General features: G+C 75.6%; 22 protein-coding genes. 17 read left to right on the plus strand and 5 right to left on the minus strand.

Annotated features, from left to right (window positions below; all coding sequences use genetic code 11):
* The first annotated feature begins 50 nt into the window (after positions 1-50).
* From ACWPWW_RS15695 to ACWPWW_RS15705, 3 genes are all read left to right on the plus strand, one after another.
* Complete coding sequence (locus tag ACWPWW_RS15695) at positions 51-1,349, plus strand: citrate synthase (RefSeq protein ID WP_454051273.1); 1,299 nt, start codon at positions 51-53, stop codon at positions 1,347-1,349.
* A gap of 78 nt (positions 1,350-1,427) precedes the next feature.
* Positions 1,428-2,087: a PAS domain-containing protein gene (locus ACWPWW_RS15700; protein WP_454051274.1), complete on the plus strand. Its 660-nt coding sequence runs from the start codon at positions 1,428-1,430 to the stop codon at positions 2,085-2,087.
* The gene (locus ACWPWW_RS15705) at positions 2,084-3,010 is read left to right on the plus strand and encodes a methyl-accepting chemotaxis protein (protein WP_454051275.1); all 927 of its coding nucleotides are present in this window, start codon (positions 2,084-2,086) and stop codon (positions 3,008-3,010) included. The genes ACWPWW_RS15700 and ACWPWW_RS15705 overlap by 4 nt, the downstream gene beginning before the upstream one ends.
* A gap of 266 nt (positions 3,011-3,276) precedes the next feature.
* Here the strand turns inward: ACWPWW_RS15705 and ACWPWW_RS15710 are convergent, their stop codons facing one another.
* Both ACWPWW_RS15710 and dapD read right to left on the minus strand, forming a co-directional pair.
* Positions 3,277-4,191, minus strand: a complete 915-nt coding sequence (locus ACWPWW_RS15710) for a hypothetical protein (protein ID WP_454051276.1) — start codon at positions 4,189-4,191, stop codon at positions 3,277-3,279.
* Positions 4,192-4,195: 4 nt separating this feature from the next.
* Positions 4,196-5,161 (minus strand): 2,3,4,5-tetrahydropyridine-2,6-dicarboxylate N-succinyltransferase, encoded by a 966-nt coding sequence (dapD, locus tag ACWPWW_RS15715; protein ID WP_454051277.1) that lies wholly within the window; start codon positions 5,159-5,161, stop codon positions 4,196-4,198.
* On the opposite strand from dapD, the gene dapE reads away from it, so the two are divergent.
* From dapE to ACWPWW_RS15745, 6 genes are all read left to right on the plus strand, one after another.
* A complete protein-coding gene (gene dapE / locus ACWPWW_RS15720) occupies positions 5,160-6,302 on the plus strand; it encodes a succinyl-diaminopimelate desuccinylase (RefSeq protein WP_454051843.1) in 1,143 nt (380 codons plus the stop codon). The genes dapD and dapE overlap by 2 nt on opposite strands.
* A gap of 33 nt (positions 6,303-6,335) precedes the next feature.
* The gene (locus tag ACWPWW_RS15725) at positions 6,336-7,187 is read left to right on the plus strand and encodes an LOG family protein (RefSeq protein WP_454051278.1); all 852 of its coding nucleotides are present in this window, start codon (positions 6,336-6,338) and stop codon (positions 7,185-7,187) included.
* Positions 7,177-8,103 (plus strand): dihydropteroate synthase, encoded by a 927-nt coding sequence (gene folP / locus ACWPWW_RS15730; protein ID WP_454051279.1) that lies wholly within the window; start codon positions 7,177-7,179, stop codon positions 8,101-8,103. Before ACWPWW_RS15725 ends, folP begins: the two co-directional genes overlap by 11 nt.
* The gene (locus ACWPWW_RS15735) at positions 8,100-9,329 is read left to right on the plus strand and encodes a hypothetical protein (protein ID WP_454051280.1); all 1,230 of its coding nucleotides are present in this window, start codon (positions 8,100-8,102) and stop codon (positions 9,327-9,329) included. The genes folP and ACWPWW_RS15735 overlap by 4 nt, the downstream gene beginning before the upstream one ends.
* A 199-nt stretch (positions 9,330-9,528) precedes the next feature.
* Entirely contained in the window at positions 9,529-9,696 is a 168-nt protein-coding gene (locus ACWPWW_RS15740) for a DUF3117 domain-containing protein (protein WP_082812748.1), read from the plus strand.
* Between the two features lie 51 nt (positions 9,697-9,747).
* Positions 9,748-11,349: a leucyl aminopeptidase family protein gene (locus tag ACWPWW_RS15745; protein ID WP_454051281.1), complete on the plus strand. Its 1,602-nt coding sequence runs from the start codon at positions 9,748-9,750 to the stop codon at positions 11,347-11,349.
* A gap of 48 nt (positions 11,350-11,397) precedes the next feature.
* Here the strand turns inward: ACWPWW_RS15745 and ACWPWW_RS15750 are convergent, their stop codons facing one another.
* Positions 11,398-12,030, minus strand: a complete 633-nt coding sequence (locus ACWPWW_RS15750) for an O-methyltransferase (RefSeq protein ID WP_454051844.1) — start codon at positions 12,028-12,030, stop codon at positions 11,398-11,400.
* Between the two features lie 261 nt (positions 12,031-12,291).
* Here ACWPWW_RS15750 and sigE point away from each other — a divergent pair, with 261 nt between their 5' ends.
* From sigE to ACWPWW_RS15790, 8 genes are all read left to right on the plus strand, one after another.
* Positions 12,292-12,900 carry an RNA polymerase sigma factor SigE gene (gene sigE / locus ACWPWW_RS15755; RefSeq protein ID WP_454051282.1) on the plus strand — a complete coding sequence of 203 codons (609 nt, stop codon included), beginning with the start codon at positions 12,292-12,294 and terminating at the stop codon, positions 12,898-12,900.
* Complete coding sequence (locus ACWPWW_RS15760) at positions 12,897-14,006, plus strand: zf-HC2 domain-containing protein (protein ID WP_454051283.1); 1,110 nt, start codon at positions 12,897-12,899, stop codon at positions 14,004-14,006. Before sigE ends, ACWPWW_RS15760 begins: the two co-directional genes overlap by 4 nt.
* Positions 14,003-15,478: a S1C family serine protease gene (locus ACWPWW_RS15765; protein WP_454051284.1), complete on the plus strand. Its 1,476-nt coding sequence runs from the start codon at positions 14,003-14,005 to the stop codon at positions 15,476-15,478. The genes ACWPWW_RS15760 and ACWPWW_RS15765 overlap by 4 nt, the downstream gene beginning before the upstream one ends.
* A gap of 43 nt (positions 15,479-15,521) precedes the next feature.
* Entirely contained in the window at positions 15,522-15,911 is a 390-nt protein-coding gene (locus tag ACWPWW_RS15770) for a Sec-independent protein translocase TatB (protein WP_454051285.1), read from the plus strand.
* Between the two features lie 64 nt (positions 15,912-15,975).
* Positions 15,976-16,998 carry a tryptophan--tRNA ligase gene (gene trpS, locus ACWPWW_RS15775; RefSeq protein WP_454051286.1) on the plus strand — a complete coding sequence of 341 codons (1,023 nt, stop codon included), beginning with the start codon at positions 15,976-15,978 and terminating at the stop codon, positions 16,996-16,998.
* Entirely contained in the window at positions 16,995-17,534 is a 540-nt protein-coding gene (locus tag ACWPWW_RS15780) for a 2'-5' RNA ligase family protein (RefSeq protein WP_454051287.1), read from the plus strand. The genes trpS and ACWPWW_RS15780 overlap by 4 nt, the downstream gene beginning before the upstream one ends.
* Positions 17,535-17,636: 102 nt before the next feature.
* The gene (locus ACWPWW_RS15785) at positions 17,637-18,680 is read left to right on the plus strand and encodes a YihY/virulence factor BrkB family protein (RefSeq protein ID WP_454051288.1); all 1,044 of its coding nucleotides are present in this window, start codon (positions 17,637-17,639) and stop codon (positions 18,678-18,680) included.
* A gap of 226 nt (positions 18,681-18,906) precedes the next feature.
* The gene (locus ACWPWW_RS15790) at positions 18,907-19,947 is read left to right on the plus strand and encodes a hypothetical protein (RefSeq protein WP_454051289.1); all 1,041 of its coding nucleotides are present in this window, start codon (positions 18,907-18,909) and stop codon (positions 19,945-19,947) included.
* 88 nt (positions 19,948-20,035) lie between these two features.
* Here ACWPWW_RS15790 and ACWPWW_RS15795 read toward each other — a convergent pair whose 3' ends face one another.
* Positions 20,036-20,803: a succinate dehydrogenase iron-sulfur subunit gene (locus ACWPWW_RS15795; RefSeq protein WP_454051290.1), complete on the minus strand. Its 768-nt coding sequence runs from the start codon at positions 20,801-20,803 to the stop codon at positions 20,036-20,038.
* Complete coding sequence (gene sdhA / locus ACWPWW_RS15800) at positions 20,803-22,641, minus strand: succinate dehydrogenase flavoprotein subunit (RefSeq protein ID WP_454051291.1); 1,839 nt, start codon at positions 22,639-22,641, stop codon at positions 20,803-20,805. The genes ACWPWW_RS15795 and sdhA overlap by 1 nt, the downstream gene beginning before the upstream one ends.
* Between the last annotated feature and the right edge of the window lie 22 nt (positions 22,642-22,663).

Raw genomic sequence — 22,663 nt, forward strand, 5'->3', positions numbered from 1 at the left:
GCGGGACCGGACCGAGGTCCGCACCCGCACACCGCCCGAGGAGGAGCGCCATGTCCGACGTCGCCACCGAGCCCGTCCAGCTGGTCGTCAACGGCAACCCGCACGACCTCCCCGTGGTCCGCGCCACCGAGGGCAACGACGGCGTCGTCGTCTCCTCGCTGCTGCGCGACACCGGGCTGGTCACCGTGGACCCCGGCTTCATGAACACCGCGTCCTGCGAGTCGCAGATCACCTACATCGACGGCGACGCGGGCATCCTGCGCTACCGCGGCTACTCGATCGACCAGCTGGCGGAGAAGTCCTCGTTCCTCGAGGTCGCCTACCTGCTGGTCAACGGCGAGCTGCCGACCGCGGACCAGCTCGACGCGTTCGTCGAGCGGATCAACCGGCACACCTTCGTGCACGAGAACTTCCGCACGTTCATGGGGACGTTCCCGTCCGGCGCGCACCCGATGGCCGTGATGTCCTCGGCCATCAACGCGCTCGCGACGTTCTACCCGGAGTCGCTCGACCCGTTCGACCCCGAGACCGTCGAGCTCGCCACGGTGCTGCTGCTGGCCAAGACGCGCACGATCACGTCGTACCTGCACCGCACGTCGCGCGGCGAGCCGCTGCTGTACCCGGACTACTCGCGCGGGTACATCGAGGACTTCCTGCGGATGACGTTCGCGGTGCCGTACCAGCAGTACGACGTCGACCCGACGGTGGTGCAGGCGCTGGACAAGCTGCTGATCCTGCACGCCGACCACGAGCAGAACTGCTCGACGTCGACCGTGCGCATCGTCGGCTCCAGCCACGCCAACCTCTACGCGTCGGTGGCGGCCGGCATCAACGCGCTGTCCGGGCCGCTGCACGGCGGCGCCAACGAGGCCGTGCTCAAGATGCTGGCCGAGATCCAGGCCAACGGCGGCGACGCCTCCGACTTCATGACCCGCGTGAAGAACAAGGAGCAGGGCGTCCGCCTGATGGGCTTCGGGCACCGGGTCTACAAGAACTACGACCCGCGGGCCGCCATCGTGAAGGAGAGCGCCGACGCGGTCCTCGCGGCGCTCGGCGGCAACAACGAGCTGCTGGACATCGCGCGCAGCCTCGAGGAGATCGCGCTGTCGGACGAGTACTTCATCTCCCGCAAGCTGTACCCGAACGTCGACTTCTACACGGGCCTGATCTACAAGGCGATGGGCTTCGACGAGCGCATGTTCACGCCGCTGTTCGCGCTCGGCCGGATGCCCGGCTGGATCGCGCAGTGGCGGGAGATGATGCGCGACCCGCAGACCAAGATCGGGCGCCCGCGCCAGGTGTACTCGGGCTCCGCGGAGCGCGACTACGTGGCGGTCACCGAGCGCTGACGCGACGGGCGAGCGCGTGCACTCGATCGGCCCGGACGAACCGGTCAGAACACCGCAGTCCGGGCCGATCAGGCAGGCATGTCGCCCACTGAGGCCGCGCGGACGCGCGGCAGCAGCCGGCGGCCCGGACCCGTGCGTGGGCGACGCGCGGCGGGGCCGACCGGCGTCGAACGAGCCTTCGGGCCCGAGGAGATCATCGTCTCCAAGACCGACCCCCGCGGGGTCGTCACCTACGCGAACGACGTGTTCGTGCGCGTCAGCGGCTACGCCGAGGACCAGATCCTCGGGCAGCCGCACAACCTGATCCGGCACCCGGACATGCCGCGCAGCGTCTTCCGGCTGATGTGGGACGTCATCCCCACCGGCCGGGAGCTGTTCGCGTACGTGGTCAACCTCGCGGCGGACGGCGGGCACTACTGGGTGCTCGCGCACGTCACCGCGACGCGCGGACGGGACGGGGCGGTGGTCGGGTACCACTCCAGCCGCCGCTGGGTGCCGCCGGGCACGCGCCGGACCGTGGCCGACCTCTACGCGCGCGTGCGCGCCGCCGAGGACGCGCAGACCGGCACGCAGGACGCGGTCGCCGCGGGGACGCGTGCCCTGGAGGCGGCGCTCGCCGACGCCGGCGCCACCTACGACGCGTGGGTGTGGTCGCTCGCCGGCCGCGACGACGCCGACGGTGCCGACGGTGCCGACGGTGCCGACGGTGCCGATGGTGCCCGTGGGGGTGCGCGGTGAGCGCGCTGCTGCGGCGCCGGTCCGGGACGTCCGGCGCCGACCCGCACGCGGACGACGCCACGCGCGACGCGCTCGACCGCATCGCCGCGTTCTGCGACCGGCTCGCCTCGGGCGATCTCGAGGACCGGCTGCCCGCGCTCGACGGCGACCCGGCGGTGCAGCGGGCGCGCACGGCCCTCAACCGCGTGGCCGATCTGGTCGACGGCTACGTGCGCGAGTCGCAGGCGTCGCTGGTCGCCGCCGGCGAGGGGCGGTTCCACCGGCGGTTCCTGCGCCGGGGGATGCCCGGCGCGTTCCGGGACGGTGCCGTGCGCATCGACGCGGCCCGCGGCGACCTCGAGACCGCCGCCGCCCGCACGGCGCGGGACCGGGCCGAGCGGGCCGACCTCGCCGAGCGGATGGTCGCCGTCGCCGCCCGGGTGGCGGACTCGGCGCAGGGCCTGGCCGGTGCGGCCGCGGCCCTCGCGACCGCGGCGGCGGAGGCCGCGGCGGCGGCGCGCGACTCGCGGGGGACCGTGCGGGAGCTCGCGGACTCGTCCGGGCAGATCGACGAGGCCGCCGGTCTGGTCAAGGCCATCGCGAGCCGCACCCGGCTGCTTGCGCTCAACGCGACGATCGAGGCGGCGCGCGCCGGGGACGCGGGCCGCGGCTTCTCCGTGGTCGCCGAGGAGGTGCGCACGCTCGCCGACGACTCCGCCGGACGGTCCGACGACATCGCCCGGCAGGTCGTCGCCGCGCAGGCCGCGGCGGACCAGGCGGTCCGGGCCATCGGGCGGATCGACGAGATCGTCGCGGGCATGTCCGGCCAGGTCGAGGCCGTGGCGGTCGCGGCGGCCGGCGGGGCGGACTCCGGCACGGAGGGCCTCGCAGCGCTGGCGGAGACCCTCCGCGCCGAGATCACCGCGTTCGCCGCCCTCCGCTGACCCGCCCCCGCCCCCCGGCTGACCCGCCCCCGCCCCCGGCTGACGCGCCCCCGCCCCCGGCTGACGCGCCCCCGCCCCCGGCCCCCGTCGCCCGCCTCACCTCCCCGTTCCGCGAGGTAGTGCGATCCCGCCGAGGTAGTGCGATCTCGCACTACCTCGGCGAGACCGCACTACTTCGGCGATCGGGCGACGAGGGCGGGGGCGAGGGCGGGGGCGGGGCGGAGGGCAGAGGGCGGGGCGGGGCGGGGGCGGTGGGGCTGGGTGGGTCAGGGGGCGAGGGTGAGGGCGACGGTGCCCGGGGGGAGCGGGGTCGGGGCGTCGGCGGTCCAGCCGTCGCCGCCGCGCACCCAGCGGCTCTCGGCGACGGCCACCTCCTGCACCTCCAGCGCCTCGGCGACGGCGACCGCCCACTGCGCGACGGCCCACCCCGAGCGGACGGGGTCGCCGCCGGTCGCTGCGGTGAGCGCCGCGGGGTCCAGCAGCACCACGGTGCCGGCGTCGTCGCCGGCCGGGGCGGACGCGTCGACCGTGGTCGAGACGCTGCCGGCGAAGTCGCGCTGGACGCGAGCCGCGACGAGGGCGGGGTCACCGGTCGCCCCGGCGGGGTCGAGGTCGCAGTGCAGCGTGGCGGGGGACCAGCCGGTGAGCGCCGAGGCGAACGCGCGCGAGCGGGTCTCGTGCTGGGCGTAGGCGTCGGGGAAGCCCGAGCGCTGGACGGCCTGCGCGGCCTCGGTGACCGGCAGCTCGGTGTACCCGGGCACCTGCACGAGGCCGTCGTAGAACTTCCCCGTGGAGTAGACGGGGTCCATGATCTGCTCGACGGTGCCCCAGCCCTGCGACGGCCGCTGCTGGAACAGGCCGATCGAGTCGCGGTCGCCGTAGTCGATGTTGATCAGCCGCGACTCCTGCAGCGCCGTCGCGAGCCCGATGGTCGCGGCGCGTGCGGGCAGCCCGCGGTGCGCGGCGGTGACGGCGATCAGCGCGGCGTTGTCGGCCTGGTCGGCGGACAGCGCCCACGCCGTGCCGTCGACGGACGCGGTGCACCGGCGGGACGCCGACGCCGCGTCGGTGCCGCCGAGGGTCCACACCACCGCGCCGACCGCCCCGGCCAGCAGGACGACGGCGGTCAGCGCCGCGCAGCCGACGCGGGACGCCGAGCGGCGGCGCGGCCGGGAGGGCACCGGCTCAGTTCGCGTGCAGGGCGGCGTTGAGCGTGATGCCGGTGCCGGTGCGGGCGACGGCCTCGACGGCGCCGGAGACGGAGTTGCGGCGGAACAGGATGCCGTCGGAGCCGGACAGCTCCCGGGCCTTGACCACCCGCGGGCCGCCGTCGGCGCCGGTCTCCCCGACGAGGACCACCTTGGTACCGGCGGTCACGTAGAGGCCGGACTCCACGATGCAGTCGTCGCCCAGCGAGACGCCGAGGCCGGCGTTGGCGCCGAGCAGGGACCGCTCGCCGATGGAGACGCGCTCGCGGCCGCCGCCGGACAGGGTGCCCATGATCGAGGCGCCGCCGCCGATGTCGCTGCCCTCGCCGACCACGACGCCCTGGGAGATCCGGCCCTCGACCATCGACACCCCGAGCGTGCCGGCGTTGAAGTTCACGAAGCCCTCGTGCATCACGGTGGTGCCGGCCGCGAGGTGCGCGCCGAGCCGGACGCGGTCGGCGTCGGCGATCCGCACGCCGTCGGGCAGGACGTAGTCGACCATCCGCGGGAACTTGTCGACGCCGTAGACGGTGACGGGGCGGCCGGTCGCGGCGCGGAGCCGAGCGCGGGTGAGCTCGAAGCCGTCGACGGCGCACGGGCCGTGGTCGGTCCACACGACGTTCGGCAGCACGCCGAACACGCCGTCCAGGTTGATCGTGTTGGGCGCGGCCAGCCGATGCGACAGCAGGTGCAGGCGCAGGTAGGCGTCGGCGGTGTCGACGGGCTCGGCCTCGAGGTCCACGACCGTCAGCACGGTCTCGGTGCGCACCCCGCGCGCGGGGTCCTCGGCCACCAGCAGCGCGAGCGTCTCCGGGCACGCCGCGCCGGCCGGCACGTCACCGAGGACGGGCTCCGGGTACCAGGTGTCCAGGACGGTCCCGTGGTCCGGCCCGGACGAGGTGACGGTGGCCAGGCCCCAGGCCCAGGCGGTGCGCTCGCTCATGGCGTCCAGCCTAGGGGGCGCTAGTAGGGTCGCGAGCGTGACGACGACCACCCCCCTGGACCTGACCGCCGACCTCACCACGCTCACCGCGCGCCTGTGCGACATCGCCTCCGTGAGCGGCGACGAGCGTGCGCTGGCGGACGCGGTGGAGGCGGCGCTGCGCGCGTACCCGCACCTGGAGGTGCTGCGCGACGGCGACGCGGTCGTGGCCCGCACGCACCTCGGCCGGCCGTCGCGCGTCGTCATCGCCGGCCACATCGACACCGTGCCCGTGACCGAGGACCCCGCCAACCTGCCCACCCGGCTGGAGGGCGCGGGCGACGACGCGGTGCTCTGGGGCCGCGGCACCGTCGACATGAAGGGTGGCGTCGCCGTCCAGCTGGCGCTCGCGGCCGCCCTGACCGAGCCGACCCGCGACGTCACCTGGGTGTTCTACGACCACGAGGAGGTCGACGCCGCGCTCAACGGGCTGGGCCGGATCGCGCGGGAGCACCCGGACTGGCTGGCGGCCGACTTCGCGGTGCTGTGCGAGCCGACCGACGCGGGGCTGGAGGGCGGCTGCAACGGCACGCTGCGCGCGGAGGTCCGGGTCGCGGGCGTCGCGGCGCACTCGGCCCGCGCCTGGACCGGCGTCAACGCGATCCACGGCGCCGCGCCGGTCCTGGCCCGGCTGGCCGCGTACGAGCCCGCGTCCGTCGAGGTCGAGGGGCTGGTCTACCGCGAGGGCCTGAACGCGGTGCTGATCAGCGGCGGCATCGCGACCAACGTCGTGCCGGACCGGTGCGTCGTCACCGTGAACTACCGGTTCGCCCCGTCGCGCAGCGTCGAGGAGGCCGCCGCGCACGTCACGGAGCTGTTCGGCGGGTTCGACGTGGTCGTGACGGATGCCGCGGCCGGCGCGCGGCCCGGCCTGGACGACCCCGCCGCGGCGCAGTTCGCGGACGCGGTGCTCGGGGTCACCGGCGGCGTGCCCGCGCCCAAGTACGGCTGGACGGACGTCGCCCGGTTCTCCGCGCTCGGCATCCCGGCCGTGAACTTCGGCCCGGGCGACCCGCTGCTCGCGCACAAGGACGACGAGCGGCTGCCGGTGGCGCAGCTGCAGGTCTGCCACGACGCGCTGCACGCCTGGCTGACCGCCTGACCACGTGCGGCGCCGGACCGTAGAGTCCCTCCCATGAGCGACGACGGCGTGCCCGCACCCGGATCCGGCTACCGCAAGGGGCCCGTGCTGCTGCGCCGGGGGCAGATCCCGGCGACCACGTCGGACCAGCGCCTGCTCTCGGGCGGCGACGGCGCGGACTGGCTGCACGGCGACCCGTGGCGCGTGATGCGCATCCAGAGCGAGTTCGTCGAGGGCTTCGGCGCGCTCGCGGAGCTCGGCCCCGCCGTCTCGGTGTTCGGCTCCGCGCGCACCCTGCCGGAGCACCCCGACTTCGCGCTCGGGGAGGCGGTCGGCCGCCGGCTCGCCGAGGCGGGCTACGCGGTGATCACCGGGGGCGGTCCCGGCATCATGTCGGCCGCCAACAAGGGCGCGTCGGAGGCCGGCGGGCTGTCGGTCGGCCTCGGGATCGAGCTGCCGTTCGAGCAGGGCATGAACCCGTGGGTCGACCTCGGCGTCAACTTCCGGTACTTCTTCGCCCGGAAGACGATGTTCGTGAAGTACGCCGAGGGGTTCATCGTCCTGCCCGGCGGGTTCGGGACCTTCGACGAGCTGTTCGAGGCGCTCACCCTGGTGCAGACGCACAAGGTCACCGAGTTCCCCATCGTGCTGGTCGGCTCGGACTACTGGCAGGGGATGCTCGACTGGCTGCGCGGCCCGGTGCTGGACCGCGGCATGATCCGCGAGGCCGACCTGGCGCTCCTCCAGCTGGTGGACGACCCCGACGACGCCGTCCGCATCGTCCTCGACCGGGGTGCGGAGCTGCGGGCCGCCGAGCGCGCCGCGGCCGAGGCGGCGGAGCGTGCCCAGGAGGACTCCGAGGCCGAGGTGGAGGACCAGGCCGAGGACCGCCCGGGTGAGCGCTGACGTCCCCGCGGGTGGCGCGCCGCTGCTGCTGCGCGACCGCTGGTTCGGTGCCGGCCACCCCGTCGTGATGGCGGTCGTCAACCGCACCCCCGACTCGTTCTACGCCGCCGCGCGGTACGACGACGCCGGGGCGGACGCGGCGGTGGCGCGGGCCGAGGAGGAGGGCGCGGACCTGGTCGACCTCGGTGGCGTGCGCGCCGGCCGCGGCCCGGCCGTGGACGTGGCGGAGGAGATCGCCCGCGTCGTCCCGCTCGTCGAGCGCGTGCGGCGCCGGCACCCGGACCTCCTGGTCAGCGTCGACACGTGGCGGGCCGAGGTCGCCCGTGCGGCGGCCGACGCCGGGGCCGACCTGCTGAACGACACGTGGGCCGGGCACGACCCCGGCCTGGTCGAGGTCGCCGCGGAGCGCGGGCTGGGCGTCGTCTGCTCGCACACCGGCGGGCTGCCGCCGCGCACGGACCCGCTGCGGGTGTCCTACCCGCTGCCCGACGACGCCGACGCCGGGGCCGACCCGCGGGACGGCGTGCTGCTCGACGTGCTCGCGACGCTGCGGGCGTCCGCGGCGCGGGCCGTCCGCCTCGGCGTGCACCCGTCGAGCGTCCTGGTCGACCCGACGCACGACTTCGGCAAGAGCACCTGGCACTCGCTGCACCTGGTCCGGCGGACCGCGGCGCTGACCGCGCTCGGGTACCCGGTGCTGGTCGCGCTGTCGCGCAAGGACTTCGTGGGGGAGACGCTCGACCTGCCGCCCGAGGACCGGCTCGAGGGCACGCTCGCCGCGACGTCGGTGGCGGCCTGGCTCGGCGCCCGGGTGTTCCGCGCGCACGACGTCCGGGCGACCCGCCGGGTCGTCGACATGGTCGCGGCGCTCCGGGGCGACGCGCCGCCCGCCCGCGCGGTGCGAGGGCTCGCGTGACCGACGCGCACGTCGTGCGGCCGTCGGCCGACCCGCGCACCTGGCCCTGGTGGCTGCAGACGCTCGCCGTCTACGCCGCGGCCCGCGGGTTCTCGGCCGTCGTCCTCGTCGTCGTCGCCGGCCGGCAGGCGGCGAACGGCTGGACCGGCGCCGCCCCCGGCTACGCCGACTACACGGGCCTGATGTGGGACGCGACCTGGTACCGCCGCATCGCCGAGGGCGGCTACCCGGCGACTCTGCCCGTCGGTGCCGACGGGCTGGTGCAGCAGAACGAGTGGGCGTTCTTCCCGCTCTACCCGTACCTGGTGCGCGCCGTCATGGCGGTGACCGGCGGGTCGTGGGCGGTCGTGGCGCCGACGGTGTCGCTGATCGCCGGCGCCGGGGCCGTGCTGCTGATCCACCGGACCGTGGTCCGGGGTGCGCCCCGCGCCGTCGCCGCGCGGCCGGGGCTGCCGCTGGCCACCGTCCTGCTGGTCAGCGTCTTCCCGACGTCGGTCGTGCTGCAGGTCGGCTACACCGAGGCCCTCGCGCTGCTGCTCGTCGCCGCGTCGCTGCTGGCCGTGGTGACCCGGCGGTACGGCTGGGCGTGCGCGGCGGTGCTCGCGCTCGGCTTCACCCGGGCGGTCGCGCTGCCGATGGCCGTCGTCGTGGTGGTGCACGCGCTGGTGCGCCTGCGGGAGTGGCGGTCGGCGGGGGAGCGCCCGCCGGGTCGCGACCTCGCGGGCATCGCGGCGCTCGCGGTCGCCGCCGTCGTGTCGGGATTCGCGTGGATCGTGCTGTGCGGGTGGGTGACCGGCGTGCCCGACGCCTACCTGCAGACGCAGGAGTCCTGGCGCGGGTCGCGCACCACCGCGCCGTTCGCGGGCTGGGCGTACGTGCCGGGGTTCTGGTTCGGCGACGCCGCGCCCTGGGTGGTGCTGGCCGCGGTGGCGTTCGTCGTGGCGTGCCTGGTGACGCCGTCGGCCTGGCGGCTCGGCCGGGAGCTGCACGCCTGGTCGGCCGCGTACCTGCTCTACCTGGCGGCCGCGGTCGAGCCGGGCAGCAGCCTCGCGCGGTTCCTGCTGCTGGCGTTCCCGCTCGCCGCGGCGACCGCCGGCGTGGTGCCGCGGCCGAGGTGGGCGCGGTGGGCGTGGACCGGGGCGGTCGTGGTGCTGATGCTGGTGCTGCAGGTGGTCTGGGTGTGGCGGATCTGGCGGCTCGTGCCGCCGTCCGGGTGGCCGCCGTGACGCGGCGGAGCCGGGGCGCAGCGGTCTGACGAGGGGCTTCCCGAGGTCGCCGCGCGGGACCGGGCCCGCCCTGTCGCCTCGGTGAACTAGACTGGCCAGCGGACATCCGCCGAGCCGGACGCCCGGTCGAGCCCGTCCTGCACCCCCGTGGGACCGGGCCGTCGGGCCCTGGTGACCCAGCGACGAAGGAGAGCCCCGCATGGCCGCGATGAAGCCGAGGACTGGTGACGGTCCGCTCGAGGTGACCAAGGAGGGCCGCGGCATCGTCATGCGTGTCCCGCTCGAGGGCGGTGGCCGACTCGTCGTCGAGCTCAACGCGACCGAGGCGCAGGAGCTGGGCGAGGCCCTGACCTCCGTCGTCTCCTGACGACGCCGGGCTCGCGCTGACGTGGCTCGTCCCCTGACCTCCACCTCACCGGTGCGGATCGGTCGTCCGGTCCCGGCGGTCGGCCTCGTGGCCGGCTCGCTGGCGTCGTCCGACCTGCTGCTCGCGCCCGACGTCGACGCCGTGGCCGTCCCGGTCGCGCCGTCGGCGCCGGACGAGCCCGACGACACCGACCTGCAGCCCCGCCGCGGCACCGCGGACGCGGCCGCCCGGTACGGGATCGACCTGGCCGAGCTGGCCGAGCGCGCCGGGCTGACCGGCGCGGCCGGCGAGGCGTGGACGCTGCTGCTGCCGCGCCCGGTCGGGAGCGCGGGCGCCGCGCTGCCGTGGGCCGGGCTGCCGCGCCGCCTGGTGCTGGTCGGGGTCGGCGACGGCACCCCGGACGAGCTCCGGCGCGCCGGCGCCGCCCTGGCGCGGGCCACCCGCGGGCTCGGCCGGGTGCTCACGACCGTCGCCACCGAGCCCGGGGCCGGCGGCCCTGCCGCGGTCCGCGCGTTCGCCGAGGGCTACCTGCTGGCCGCCTACCGCGTGCAGCGGATCGGCGCGCCGGCGAGCGCCACGGAGGCACCGGCGACCGAGCTCGTGGTCGTCGGCCGGGACGGCGCCGCCGCGCAGGCCGCGTTGGACGAGGCGGTGCGCGGCGCGACCGCGACCTGGCTGGTGCGGGACCTCGCGAACACGCCGTCGAGCACCAAGGACCCCGAGTGGGTCGCCGAGCGCGCCACCGACCTCGCCCGCGCCGCCGGCCTCCGGGTCGAGGTGCTGGGGCCGCGGGAGCTGGCAGACCAGGGCTTCGGCGGGATCCTCGCCGTCGGCTCCGGGTCCGCGTCGCCGCCCCGGCTCGTCACCGTGTCCTACGACCCCGCGGACGCTGCACCCGCTGCCCCCGGCGCGCGCCGGGCCAAGCACGTGGTGGTCGTCGGCAAGGGCATCACCTACGACACGGGCGGCATCTCCATCAAGCCGCGCGAGGCGATGGTCCCGATGAAGACCGACATGGCCGGCGCCGCCGTCGCGCTCGCCACCGTCCTCGGTGCGGCCGCCGCGCGGGTCCCGCACCGGGTCACCGCCGTGCTGCCGCTGGCCGAGAACCACTTCGGTGCCGCCTCGTTCCGGCCGGGCGACGTCCTCACGATGTGGGGCGGCCGGACCGTGGAGATCGCGAACACCGACGCCGAGGGCCGCCTCGTGCTCGGCGACGCGCTCGCCTGGGCGGACGCGACCCTCGACCCCGACGTGCTGCTCGACGTCGCCACCCTGACCGGGGCCGCGAGCCTCGGGCTCGGCAAGCAGCACGGCGCGCTCTACGCCACCGACCCCGCCCTGACCGCGGCGCTGGAGACGGCCGCCGCCGAGTCCGGGGAGCCGGTGTGGGCGATGCCGCTCGTCGCGGACTACGCCGACGCCGTGCGCTCGACCCTCGCCGACCTGCGGCACGTCCCGCAGGACCTGAAGTACGGCGGCGGCTCCATCACCGCGGCGCTGTTCCTGCGCGAGTTCGTGGGCTCACGGGCGTGGGCGCACCTCGACATCGCCGGGCCGGCGCGGTCGACCTCCGACCGGCACGAGGTCACCGAGGGCGCGACCGGCTACGGCGCCCGGCTGCTGCTGCGCTACCTGGCCGCGCTGCGCTGACCGACGACGTCGTCCCGTCCTGCGGGACGACGTCCGCGTCCGGCCGCCTCAGCGCCGGACTGCGACCAGGAGCCCGTCGCCGACCGGCAGCAGCGCCGGCATCAGCCGGTCGTCCTCGCGGACCAGGCGCCCGGTCTCCCGGACCAGGGTCGTCGCCTCGTCGCGGCGTGCGGGGTCGGCCACCCGGTCGTGCCAGAGCGCGTCGTCGACGGCGAGCACGCCGCCGGGCCGCAGCAGGCGCACGGCACGCTCCACGTAGGCGGGGTAGCTCTCGATGTCCGCGTCGACGAACACCAGGTCGTAGGCGCCGTCGGTCAGCCGGGGCAGCACGTCGAGCGCGCGACCGGAGATGGTGCGCGTCCGGGCGGGCCGCACGCCCTCCTCCGCGAACGCCTGCTTGGCCGCCCGCTGGTGCTCGACCTCGACGTCGATGGTGGTGAGGACGCCGTCGGCGGGCATGCCGCGCAGCAGGTGCAGCCCGCTGACGCCGGCGCCCGTGCCGACCTCGACGACCGCCCGCGCCCGGGCGGCGGCCGCCAGCACCGTCAGCGCGGCACCGGTGCCCGCGGCCACCGGCGCGCAGCCGAGCTGGCCGGCGCGGTCCCGCGCGCGCAGCAGCGTGTCGTCCTCGGGGGCGAAGCCCTCCGCGTAGACCCAGCTGGCTGCCTTGTCGGTGGCGATGGTGTCCTCCTGGACGGTGCGGGTTCGAGCGCGGCTCGGGAGCGGCTCTGAGGTGCGGTGCGGGCGCCGCCAGCCTAGTCGTCACCCGGGCGGCGGACGCCCCGCTGCCGCCCGACGCGCGGACGTCACCCGCACGCGCGGGAACCGTGCGCGCGGGGTGCGCGTTGTGAGGGGACTGGGAGACCGGTTCGCACCGGCGGCCCGGCCCTGGGACACTGGGACACGTGCCGCACCCGCGGCCCCCGACGAAGAAGGACGTGGATGGCGACCCCGTTGCCCGATCCGGACTGGCAGCCCCCGACCTGGGAGGCGATCGTCCGGGAGCACTCCGCGCGCGTCTACCGCCTGGCGTACCGCCTCACCGGCAACCGGCACGACGCCGAGGACCTCACGCAGGAGGTCTTCGTCCGCGTGTTCCGGTCGCTGTCGACGTACACGCCCGGCACCTTCGAGGGCTGGCTGCACCGCATCACCACCAACCTCTTCCTCGACCAGGCGCGCCGGCGCCAGCGCATCCGGATGGACGCGATGGGCGAGGACGGCGACCGCTACCCCGCGGTCGACGGCCGTGACGGCCCGGAGCGCGCCTTCGAGCACGAGAACCTCGACGTCGACGTGCAGCGCGCGCTCGACGAGCTGCCCCCGGAGTACCGCGCCGCCGTCGTGCTGTGCGACATCGAGGGCCTCTCCTACGAGGAGATCGCCGTCACCCTGGGCATCAAGCTCGGCACCGTGCGCTCGCGCATCCACCGCGCCCGCGCGCGGCTCCGGGTGGCGCTCGAGCACCGGGCACCTGCCGCCGTGCGCGCGGCCACCGACACGCCGGACGTGCCCGCGCACGGGGTGACGGCCGCGGCGGGTTCGCGGTGAGCGCGCACCTCGGGGACCGCGTCAGCGCGCTCGTCGACGGCCAGCTCGCACCGGCCGTGGCCGAGCGTGCGCTCGCGCACGTCGCCGGCTGCGCGCGGTGCGCCGCCGACCTCGCGGCCGCCCGTGCCGCCCGTCGGGTGCTCTGCGACGTGGACGACGTCCGCCCCGCGGGCGACCTGACGGCCCGGCTCCTCGCGCTCGGCGGCTGCGGGCCCGCCGACGGCCCGTCCGTGCCGGCTGACCGCCGACCGCGCACCGGCCGCCCGATGGACCCCTTCGTCCCGCCCTCCGGCGCGCACGCGGCGTTCACGAGCGCGTCCCAGTCCGGCATCGCGGGGCTGCTCGGCAGCGGCACCGTGCTGGGCGGCGGCTCGGTGCTCGGCAGCCGCGGGCTGCTCGGCGGCCGGGGCGTGCTCGGAGGCCGGCCCGTGGTCGCCGCGACCGCGCCCGCCGCGCCCGGCCACGGTCGCCGGGGCCTGCGTGCCGCCGTGGGCTCGATCACCGGCCTCGGCGTCGTCGCGGTCGGGCTGTTCCTGCTCGGCGACCGCCCGGCGGTCGCCCCGGAACCCGAGTCGACCGAGGCGCTGGCGCTGCTCGGCGACGCGAACGCCACCGCGGTCCCGGTGCTGGCCACCGGGTCAGGTCCGGGCTCCGGTCTCACGCCCGAGCCGGCGGACGGCGCGTCGACGCAGGAGTACCTGGACTGGATGCGCGCCCAGGGCTGGACCTGCCCCACGCAGGTGCCGGCGGGCTGGTCGGTGACGTCCGTCCGGCTGCGGGACGAGGGCAGCACCCTCCAGGTCGACCTCGCCGGGCCGTCCGGCGAGGTGGTCGTGACGGAGCAGCAGGGCCGGCTCGACCTGTCCGCGTTGCCCGCCGCCGAGCCCATCGAGGTCGAGGGTCACACCGTGTACCTGCTGTCGAACGCCCCGTGGCACGCCGCCTGGCAGTCCGGGGACACCGTGGTCGAGGTGGTCTCGGACCGCACCGGCCCGGACGCCGCGGCCGTCGTCGCGCAGTTCCCCGGGGGCGACTTCGACGCCGGGCTGCCGGCCCGGCTGAACCGCGGCTGGGACACGTTCGCCGCCGCGGTGCACCTGCCGTGACCGCGCCCGAGGAGGGGACGCCGGCCCCCGCGCCGAACCCGTTCGCCGCGCCCGGCCCCCGGGCCGCCGACCCGTTCGCGCCGCCGGCCGCCGCGCCCGCGGGGTGGGCACCGCCCGTCGGGTGGGGTGCCGGGCCGCCGTCGCCGTACGCCGCGCCCTCGCCGTACGCCGCCCCGCAGGCGTTCGCGTCCCCGGGCGCGCCCGTCGACGCCGCCGCGGCGATCGCCGCGCCCCCGGCCCCGCTGCCGTCGGACCCCGGCTCCGCGCCGGCGCCGGCGACGCTGCCCGCGGGCGCCGTGCCGCCCGGCGGCTACCCGGGGATGTTCGTGCCGGGCGGGCCCGGCGCACCGGGACGCCGGCGCACCCGTCGCCGGCGCGTCCCGCTCGGCGTGGTCGCCGCGCTGGTCGTCGCCGCGCTCGGCGCCGGCGTGATCGGCGGCGTCGTCGGCGCGCGCCTCGAGTCCGGCGACGCGCGCCTCGCCGACGCCGGGCTGCCGGCGGCGGTCGGCACGGGGGCGGGGGACCGCGCGCCCGACAGCGTCGCCGGCATCGCCGGGTCCGTGCTGCCGTCGGTCGTCTCGCTCGAGGTCACGTCGGCCTCCGGGTCGGCGACCGGCTCCGGGCTGGTGCTCCGCCAGGACGGTTACATCCTCACCAACCACCACGTCGTGGCGGGCAGCACCGAGGCCGGGGCCACGGTCGTCGTGCTCTTCGCGGACGGGTCGCAGCTCGCGGGCTCCGTCGTCGGCAGCACCGCCGACTACGACCTCGCCGTCGTCAAGGTGGACGCGGAGGGGCTGACGCCCCTCGTGCTGGGCGACTCCGACCAGGTCCAGGTGGGTGACCCGGTCGTGGCGATCGGCGCGCCCCTCGGGCTGGCCGGCACCGTCACGTCCGGCATCGTCAGCGCGCTGAACCGGCCCGTCGCGGCCGGGGACGGCACCGACTCCACCGCCTTCATCAACGCGATCCAGACCGACGCGGCGATCAACCCCGGCAACTCGGGCGGCCCGCTGGTCAACGCCGCCGGGGAGGTCGTCGGCATCAACTCCGCGATCGCCCAGCCCCCGGGTGCGTCGGCCACGAGCGGCGGCAGCATCGGGCTCGGGTTCGCGATCCCGTCCAACCAGGCGCGCCGCACGGCGGAGCAGCTCATCGAGACGGGCTCGGCCACGTACCCGGTCATCGGCGTCCTGCTCGACGGCAGCTACGCCGGTGAGGGCGTCCAGGTGTCGACCACGCCGCAGAACGGGCAGCAGCCCGTCACGCCCGACGGACCCGCCGACCGCGCCGGGATCCGGGCGGGCGACGTGATCCTCGCCATCGACGGCCGGCCGGTCACCGCGTCCGACGAGCTGGTGGTCGCCATCCGCGCCCGCACGCCGGGGGAGGCGGTGTCCCTGCGGGTGCGCGGGTCGGACGGCTCGGAGCGCGACGTGCAGGTCGTGCTGGACGAGTCGGCGGCCGGCTGAACCGAGGCTGGGAGCCGCGGGCCCCGGCGGGTAGCCTGGGCTCGTGTTCGACATCAACGGCGGCGAGTTCCTGGTGATCCTGCTCGTCGCCGTGATCGTGATCGGGCCCGCTCGGCTGCCGAGGTACGCCGAGCAGCTGGCCCGCCTCACCAAGCAGGCGCGGCGCTACATCGCCGACGCGAAGCGCCGGGTGGACGACGAGCTGGGCGACGAGGCCCGCGACATCGACTGGGAGGCGCTCGACCCCCGGCGGTACGACCCGCGGCGCATCGTCCGGGACGCGCTGCTGGACCCGGAGCCCTCCGCCGCCGGCGCGCGCGCGTCCGCGGTGGCCGCCGGCGCCGGTGCCGCGGGTCGGTCGTCCCGCGCGGCGCCCGCGGTCACGCCGCTCGAGCCGAACGCGCCCGCCCCGTTCGACGACGAGGCGACCTGACGCCAGCGGCACCCCCTCCACGCCCTCCGCACGGCCCCCGGCCCCGAACCGTCAGAATGGACCCATGGTCACCGGCTCCCCTCGCATCTTCTCCGGGATGCAGCCCACCTCCGACTCCCTCCACCTCGGCAACTACCTCGGCGCGCTGACCCAGTGGGTCGCGCTGCAGGACGCCTACGACGCGCTGTACTGCGTGGTGGACCTGCACGCCCTCACGGTCGCGCCCGACCCCGCCGCGCTGCGCGAGCGCACCCGGCGCACGGCCGCGCAGTACCTGGCGGCGGGCGTGGACCCGGAGCGCTCGATCCTGTTCGTGCAGTCGCACGTCGCCGAGCACGCCGAGCTGTCGTGGCTCCTGTCCTGCGTCACGGGGTTCGGCGAGGCCGGCCGGATGACCCAGTTCAAGGACAAGTCGTCGAAGCAGGGCGCCGAGGGCACCACGGTCGGGCTGTTCACCTACCCGATCCTCATGGCCGCCGACATCCTGCTGTACGACACGGCCCTGGTGCCGGTCGGGGAGGACCAGCGCCAGCACCTGGAGCTGACCCGCGACCTCGCGCAGCGGCTCAACGGCCGGTTCGGCGCCGACACGACCGTGGTGCCCGAGGCGCACATCGTGAAGGCGACCGCGAAGATCTACGACCTGCAGGACCCGACCGCGAAGATGAGCAAGTCCGCGGCGAGCCCCAACGGCATCATCGAGCTGCTGGACCCGCCGAAGACCGTGACCAAGCGGATCAAGTCGGCCGTCACGGACGCGGTCGGCGAGGTCCGGTACGACCGGGAGAACCAGCCCGGCGTCGCGAACCTGCTGACCATCTTCTCGGCGCTCACGGGCCGGGAGGTCGAGTCGATCGTCGCCGACTACGACGGCAAGGGCTACGGGCACCTCAAGGTGGACCTGGCCGAGGTGGTGACCGACTTCCTCACGCCCTTCCAGGAGCGGGTGAACGGCTACCTGTCCGAGCCGGACTCGCTCGACGCGGTGCTGGAGGACGGTGCCGAGCGCGCCCGGGCCATCGCGCGGGGCACCCTGGACCGGATCACGGACCGGTTCGGGCTGCTGCCGCGCCGCCGGACCGCATGAACCCCACCGGGCCGTTCGGCGAGGAGCTCCGGGTCGGCGTCGCCGTCACCGTCCCCGAGCCGTACGCCGCCGAGCTCGAGGCGGCGCGCGCCCGCGTCGGCGACCCCGCCGCCGCGCTGATCCGGCCGCACATCACGCTGCTCGGCCCCACCGTGGTCCCCGTCGCGGGGCTCGACGAGGTCGCCGACCACCTGCGCGCGGTCGCCGCCCGGCACGCGCCGTTCACCGTGCACCTGCGGGGGACCGCGACGTTCCGGCCGGTGTCGCCGGTCGTGTTCGTCGAGGTGGTCGAGGGCATCGCGTCGTGCGAGCTGCTCGAGGTCGACATCCGGTCCGGCGTGCTCGGCCAGGACCTGCGGTTCCACTACCACCCGCACGTCACCATCGCGCACGAGGTCCCCGACGAGGCCCTCGACCAGGCGTTCGCGGACATGGCGGGGTACGAGGCGCGGTTCGACGTGGCGGAGATCCACGTCTACGAGCACGGCGACGACGGCATGTGGCGCGCGATCGGGGCGTTCCCGCTCGGTGGGTGACGGGCCCCCGACCGGCCGCACCGGCCGCTGACCGGCCGCTGACCGGCACCGACGCCACGGCTGCGGATGCCGACCGGGCCCGCGGCTCCTAGGGTCGTCGGCATGGGAGTCCCGGCCGAACCGCAGGGCGCCGGGCGTGCGCACGCCGGCGCCGCCAGCACCGAGGACCTGGCGGCCGGCAACCGCCGCGACGTCGGGGCGCGGGTCTACCCGGGCGGCTTCGCCGGCCTGACGGCCCGGTTCAAGGACCTGCTGGCCTGGTGGCAGCACACCCGCGCGGCCCGGGCCAACGCCCGGTTCGGCGCGGCGGGCGGCGGCGTGCTGACCGGCGGCATCGCGTACGCGGCGATCTTCTCGCTGTTCGCCGGCCTCACCATCGGCTACACGGTGTTCATGGCGGTCCTCGGCAACAACGACGCGCTCCGGCAGACCGTCCTGGAGACCATCGACGCCAACCTGCCCGGCCTGGTCAAGACGAGCAGCGAGGACAACGGGGTGATCGACCCGGCGGACCTCGTCCTCAGCACGGGGCTCGGCATCGCCGGCGTCGTGGCGCTGGTCGTGCTGCTGGTCAGCGCGATCTCCGCGATGGCGGCGCTGCGCACGGCGGTCCGGGCGATGTTCGACGCGGACGGGGCCGGCGGCAACATCGTGACCGGCAAGCTCCGCGAGCTCGGCGGGTTCGCCGGCATCGGCCTCGCCATCCTGGTCTCCGCGGTGCTGAGCATCGCCACCACGACCGCCGCGGACTGGGCCCTCGACGCGCTCGGGCTCGACGGCTCGACGGTCGGCAGCCTCGTCCTGCGTGGCGCGGGCATCCTGGTGGCGTTCGTGGTGGACGCGGCCACGTTCTGCCTGATCGTCATCGTGCTCGCGGGGCAGCGGCCGGCCTGGCACGACCTGCGGCAGGGCATGCTCGTCGCCGGCGTCGGCCTCGGCGTCGTCCGGGTGCTCGGCACGTCCGTCGTCGCCGGCTCCGCCGACCGGAACGCGATCCTCGCCTCGTTCGCGGTCATCGTGACGCTGCTGATCTGGATCAACCTGATCGCGCGCATCGTCCTGCTCGCCGCAGCGTGGACCGCCGACCCGCCGGCCCCGGACGAGGCCGCCGACGACGCGGCGGAGCCGGAGCCGGCGACCGCCTGAGCCAGGCCCCTGCGCGACCCCCGCCACCCGGCCGCGAAGTGGAGAGTTCTGCCGGACACGCTTCGGCGTGTCCGGCAGAACTCTCCACCCGGCGAGCGCCCGGGGCGGGTGGACGATCGCGGGGAGGGGCGGGGCCCGGCGTGTCGGCGGGGCGACACGGCGGGTGTGGTCCCCAGGGGCGTGGGCGTCGCTGGCCGGGGGGCGGCGGTGTCGGCACGGTGGGGCGATGGATCCCGCTCCCGCGCCGCCCCGCCTTCCCGATGGTCGTGACCTGGCCGCCGTGGTCGCCACCTGCGAGGTGCGCGCCCGCGGGCGGCGGGCGGACGTGCGGGCGGGCTACGTCCGGGCGGCCCGTGGCGTGCACGCGGTCGCGGGCGCGGACCTCGAGGACCCGGACATCCGGATCGCGGTGGCGGCGACCGGGGCGCCGGCGGCGGTGACGCTCGGGGGCTGGGCGGCGGCCCGGCTGCACGAGAAGCACGTGCTCGCGCACCGGGCGCGCGAGCGACGCCGGCAGCACCCGGGCCGACGGGTCACCGAGGAGCTGCCGTCCTTCGACGGGGCGCCGGCCTCCGGGCGCGGGCCCGTGCTGCTCCCGGTGCTGCTGCTCGCACCGCCCGAGGTGCGGGTGACCGCGCGGCACGGGCAGCGCCTGCTGCGCAGCGCGGTCCTCCCGGGCGAGCGCACGCAGGTGGCCGGTCTCCCGGTCACGACGCCGTTGCGGACGGCGTTCGACCTGGCCCGGACCGTTGACGTCGAGGACGCGGTCGTCGGGCTGGACCGGCTCCGGGCGCTCGGGCTGCTGGACGCGTCGGAGCTGGACGAGCTGCTGCGGGAGCGTCGCGGTTGGAAGGGCGTCCGTGCAGCCCGCCGCGCGCTGGCCGTGTCCGCCGACGGGGTCGAGTCGCCGCAGGAGTCCCGCATGCGGCTGCTCTGGCTCGCCGCGGGTCTGCCCACGCCGCGGTGCAACGCGGTGGTGCTGGACGGGGACGGCCGGTTCGTCGCGCGTGTGGACCTGCTGGACGAGGGCAGCGGCCTGGTGGGCGAGTACGACGGCGCCGTGCACGCCGCAGCGGACCGGCGCAGCGCGGACGCCGACCGGCAGGAGCGGCTGCACGCACTGGGCCTGGAGGTGATCCGGGCGACGTCGGTCGACCTGGCCACGCCGACGTCCCGCGCACGCTGGCAGGCCCGCCTGCGCACCGCCCGCACCCGAGTCCTTCCTGGCGGACCCGGGTCCGGCTGGCAGCTGGCCGCACCTGTCTGACCCGCACACAAGTGGAGAGCCCTGCCCGACACGCCGAAGCGTGTCGGGCAGGGCTCTCCACTCGGTGACGGAAGGAGCGGCGGGAGGGTCAGAACGCGCGGGTGATCATCGCGCGCTTGACCTCCTGGATCGCCTTGGTGACCTCGATGCCACGCGGGCACGCCTCGGTGCAGTTGAAGGTGGTCCGGCAGCGCCAGACGCCCTCCTTGTCGTTGAGGATCTCGAGCCGCTGGGCCCCGCCCTCGTCGCGGCTGTCGAAGATGAACCGGTGCGCGTTGACGATCGCCGCGGGGCCGAAGTACTGCCCGTCGGTCCAGAACACCGGGCAGGACGAGGTGCACGCGGCGCAGAGGATGCACTTGGTGGTGTCGTCGAACCGGGCGCGCTGCTCGGGCGACTGGACCCGCTCGCGGGACGGCTCGGTGCCGGTGGTGATGAGGAACGGCATGATCTCGCGGTAGGAGGCGAAGAACGGCTCCATGTCGACCACGAGGTCCTTGATGACCGGCAGGCCCTTGATCGGCTCGACGGTGATCGGCTTGTCCGGGTTGAGGTCCTTGAGCAGGGCCTTGCACGCGAGCCGGTTGCGGCCGTTGATCCGCATCGCGTCGGAGCCGCAGACGCCGTGCGCGCAGGAGCGGCGGAACGTGAGCGAGCCGTCCATCTCCCACTTGATCTTGTGCAGGGCGTCGAGCAGGCGGTCGGTGCCGTGGGCGGTGACCGTGTGCTCCTCCCAGTACGCCTCGTCGCCGTGGGTCTCCGGCGTGTAGCGGCGGATCTTCAGGGTGACCTCGAACGAGGGGATCTCCCCGGCCTTCGGCTCGGCGGTGGCCGAGCGCTCAGCGACAGCAGTCATCAGTACTTCCGCTCCATCGGCTGGTACACGGTGGTCACGACGGGCTTGGTGCCCAGGACGACGGCCGGGCGGCCGGGCCCGGGCGCCGGGATCTCCTCGCCCTTCGGCGCGGAGCCGGCGGGGGAGTCGACCGGGACGCCGGGCACGCGGCGGTAGGCCATCGTGTGCTCCATGAAGCCGGCGTCGTCCCGCTGGGGGTAGTCCTCGCGGAAGTGCCCGCCGCGCGACTCGCGGCGGTTGAGCGCCCCGACGACGACGGTCTCGGCGATGTCGAGCAGGAACCCGAGCTCGAGCGCCTCGATCAGGTCGGTGTTGAACGCGCGGCCCTTGTCCTGGACGGAGACCCGGGAGTACCGCTCCTGCAGCACCTGGATGTCCTGGAACGCCTGGCGCAGCGACTCGGCGGTCCGGAACACCTGCGCGTTGGTGTCCATCGTCTGCTGCAGCTCGCGGCGGACGTCGGACACGCGCTCGCCCTGGGGGCGGCCACGCATGTTCTCGAGCTGCTCGACCACGGCGGCCTCGGGGGCCTCGGGCAGGTCGACCCAGGACGCCGTCGCGGCGTACTCGGCGGCCGAGATGCCGGCCCGCTTGCCGAACACGTTGATGTCGAGCAGCGAGTTGGTGCCGAGCCGGTTGGAGCCGTGCACGGACACGCAGGCGACCTCGCCGGCGGCGTAGAGGCCCTTGACGACGTGGTTCGTGTCGCGGAGCACCTCGGCCTCGACGTTGGTCGGCACGCCGCCCATCGCGTAGTGCGCGGTCGGGTAGACCGGCACGGGCTCGGTGTAGGGCTCGATGCCGAGGTAGGTCCGCGCGAACTCCGTGATGTCCGGGAGCTTCGCGTCGATGTGCGCGGGGTCGAGGTGGGTCAGGTCGAGCAGGACGTAGTCCTTGTTCGGCCCGGCGCCGCGGCCCTCGCGCACCTCGTTGGCCATCGACCGGGCGACGATGTCGCGCGGTGCGAGGTCCTTGATGGTGGGGGCGTACCGCTCCATGAACCGCTCGCCGTCGGCGTTGCGGAGGATGCCGCCCTCGCCGCGCGCGGCCTCGGAGAGGAGGATGCCGAGGCCCGCGAGGCCGGTCGGGTGGAACTGGAAGAACTCCATGTCCTCGAGCGGCAGGCCGCGGCGGTAGGCCAGGGCCATCCCGTCGCCGGTCAGCGTGTGCGCGTTGGAGGTCGTCTTGTAGATCTTGCCGGCGCCGCCGGTCGCGAGGACGACCGACTTGGCGCGGAAGATGTGGATCTCGCCGGTGGCGAGCTCGTAGGCCACGACGCCGGAGACGGCGACGTCCTCGCCCTCCGGGACCTCGCGCCCGGTGAGGTCGTGGGTGAGCAGCAGGTCCAGCACGTAGAACTCGTTGAAGAACGCGACCTCGTTCTTCACGCACTGCTGGTAGAGCGTCTGCAGGATCATGTGCCCGGTGCGGTCCGCGGCGTAGCAGGCGCGGCGCACGGCGGCCTCGCCGTGGTTGCGGGTGTGCCCGCCGAACCGGCGCTGGTCGATGCGGCCCTCGGGGGTGCGGTTGAACGGCAGGCCCATCCGCTCCAGGTCGAGCACCGCGTCGATGGCCTCGTTCGCCATGATCGTCGCGGCGTCCTGGTCGACCAGGTAGTCGCCGCCCTTGACGGTGTCGAACGTGTGCCACTCGGGGTTGTCGTCTTCGACGTTGCCGAGCGCCGCGCACATGCCGCCCTGCGCCGCGCCCGTGTGGGAGCGCGTCGGGTAGAGCTTCGAGATGACCGCCGTGCGGGTGCGCGCGGACGACTCGAGGGCCGCGCGCATGCCGGCGCCGCCGGCACCCACGATCACGACGTCGAACTGGTGGGTCTGCATCGGGGTCGATGCCTCCAAAGCT

Source organism: Cellulomonas sp. Marseille-Q8402 (assembly GCF_965119525.1).

Excerpts from the sequence above, each read along its gene's own strand:
- ACWPWW_RS15780 (WP_454051287.1), top strand. The coding sequence starts at position 16,995 with ATGAACCCCACCGGGCCGTTCGGCGAGGAGCTCCGGGTCGGCGTCGCC.
- dapD (WP_454051277.1), bottom strand. The coding sequence starts at position 5,161 with ATGAGCGAGCGCACCGCCTGGGCCTGGGGCCTGGCCACCGTCACCTCG.
- ACWPWW_RS15740 (WP_082812748.1), top strand. The coding sequence starts at position 9,529 with ATGGCCGCGATGAAGCCGAGGACTGGTGACGGTCCGCTCGAGGTGACC.
- trpS (WP_454051286.1), top strand. The coding sequence starts at position 15,976 with ATGGTCACCGGCTCCCCTCGCATCTTCTCCGGGATGCAGCCCACCTCC.
- ACWPWW_RS15785 (WP_454051288.1), top strand. The coding sequence starts at position 17,637 with ATGGGAGTCCCGGCCGAACCGCAGGGCGCCGGGCGTGCGCACGCCGGC.
- sdhA (WP_454051291.1), bottom strand. The coding sequence starts at position 22,641 with ATGCAGACCCACCAGTTCGACGTCGTGATCGTGGGTGCCGGCGGCGCC.
- ACWPWW_RS15695 (WP_454051273.1), top strand. The coding sequence starts at position 51 with ATGTCCGACGTCGCCACCGAGCCCGTCCAGCTGGTCGTCAACGGCAAC.
- dapE (WP_454051843.1), top strand. The coding sequence starts at position 5,160 with ATGGCGTCCAGCCTAGGGGGCGCTAGTAGGGTCGCGAGCGTGACGACG.
- ACWPWW_RS15790 (WP_454051289.1), top strand. The coding sequence starts at position 18,907 with ATGGATCCCGCTCCCGCGCCGCCCCGCCTTCCCGATGGTCGTGACCTG.
- sigE (WP_454051282.1), top strand. The coding sequence starts at position 12,292 with ATGGCGACCCCGTTGCCCGATCCGGACTGGCAGCCCCCGACCTGGGAG.
- ACWPWW_RS15725 (WP_454051278.1), top strand. The coding sequence starts at position 6,336 with ATGAGCGACGACGGCGTGCCCGCACCCGGATCCGGCTACCGCAAGGGG.
- ACWPWW_RS15795 (WP_454051290.1), bottom strand. The coding sequence starts at position 20,803 with ATGACTGCTGTCGCTGAGCGCTCGGCCACCGCCGAGCCGAAGGCCGGG.
- ACWPWW_RS15700 (WP_454051274.1), top strand. The coding sequence starts at position 1,428 with ATGTCGCCCACTGAGGCCGCGCGGACGCGCGGCAGCAGCCGGCGGCCC.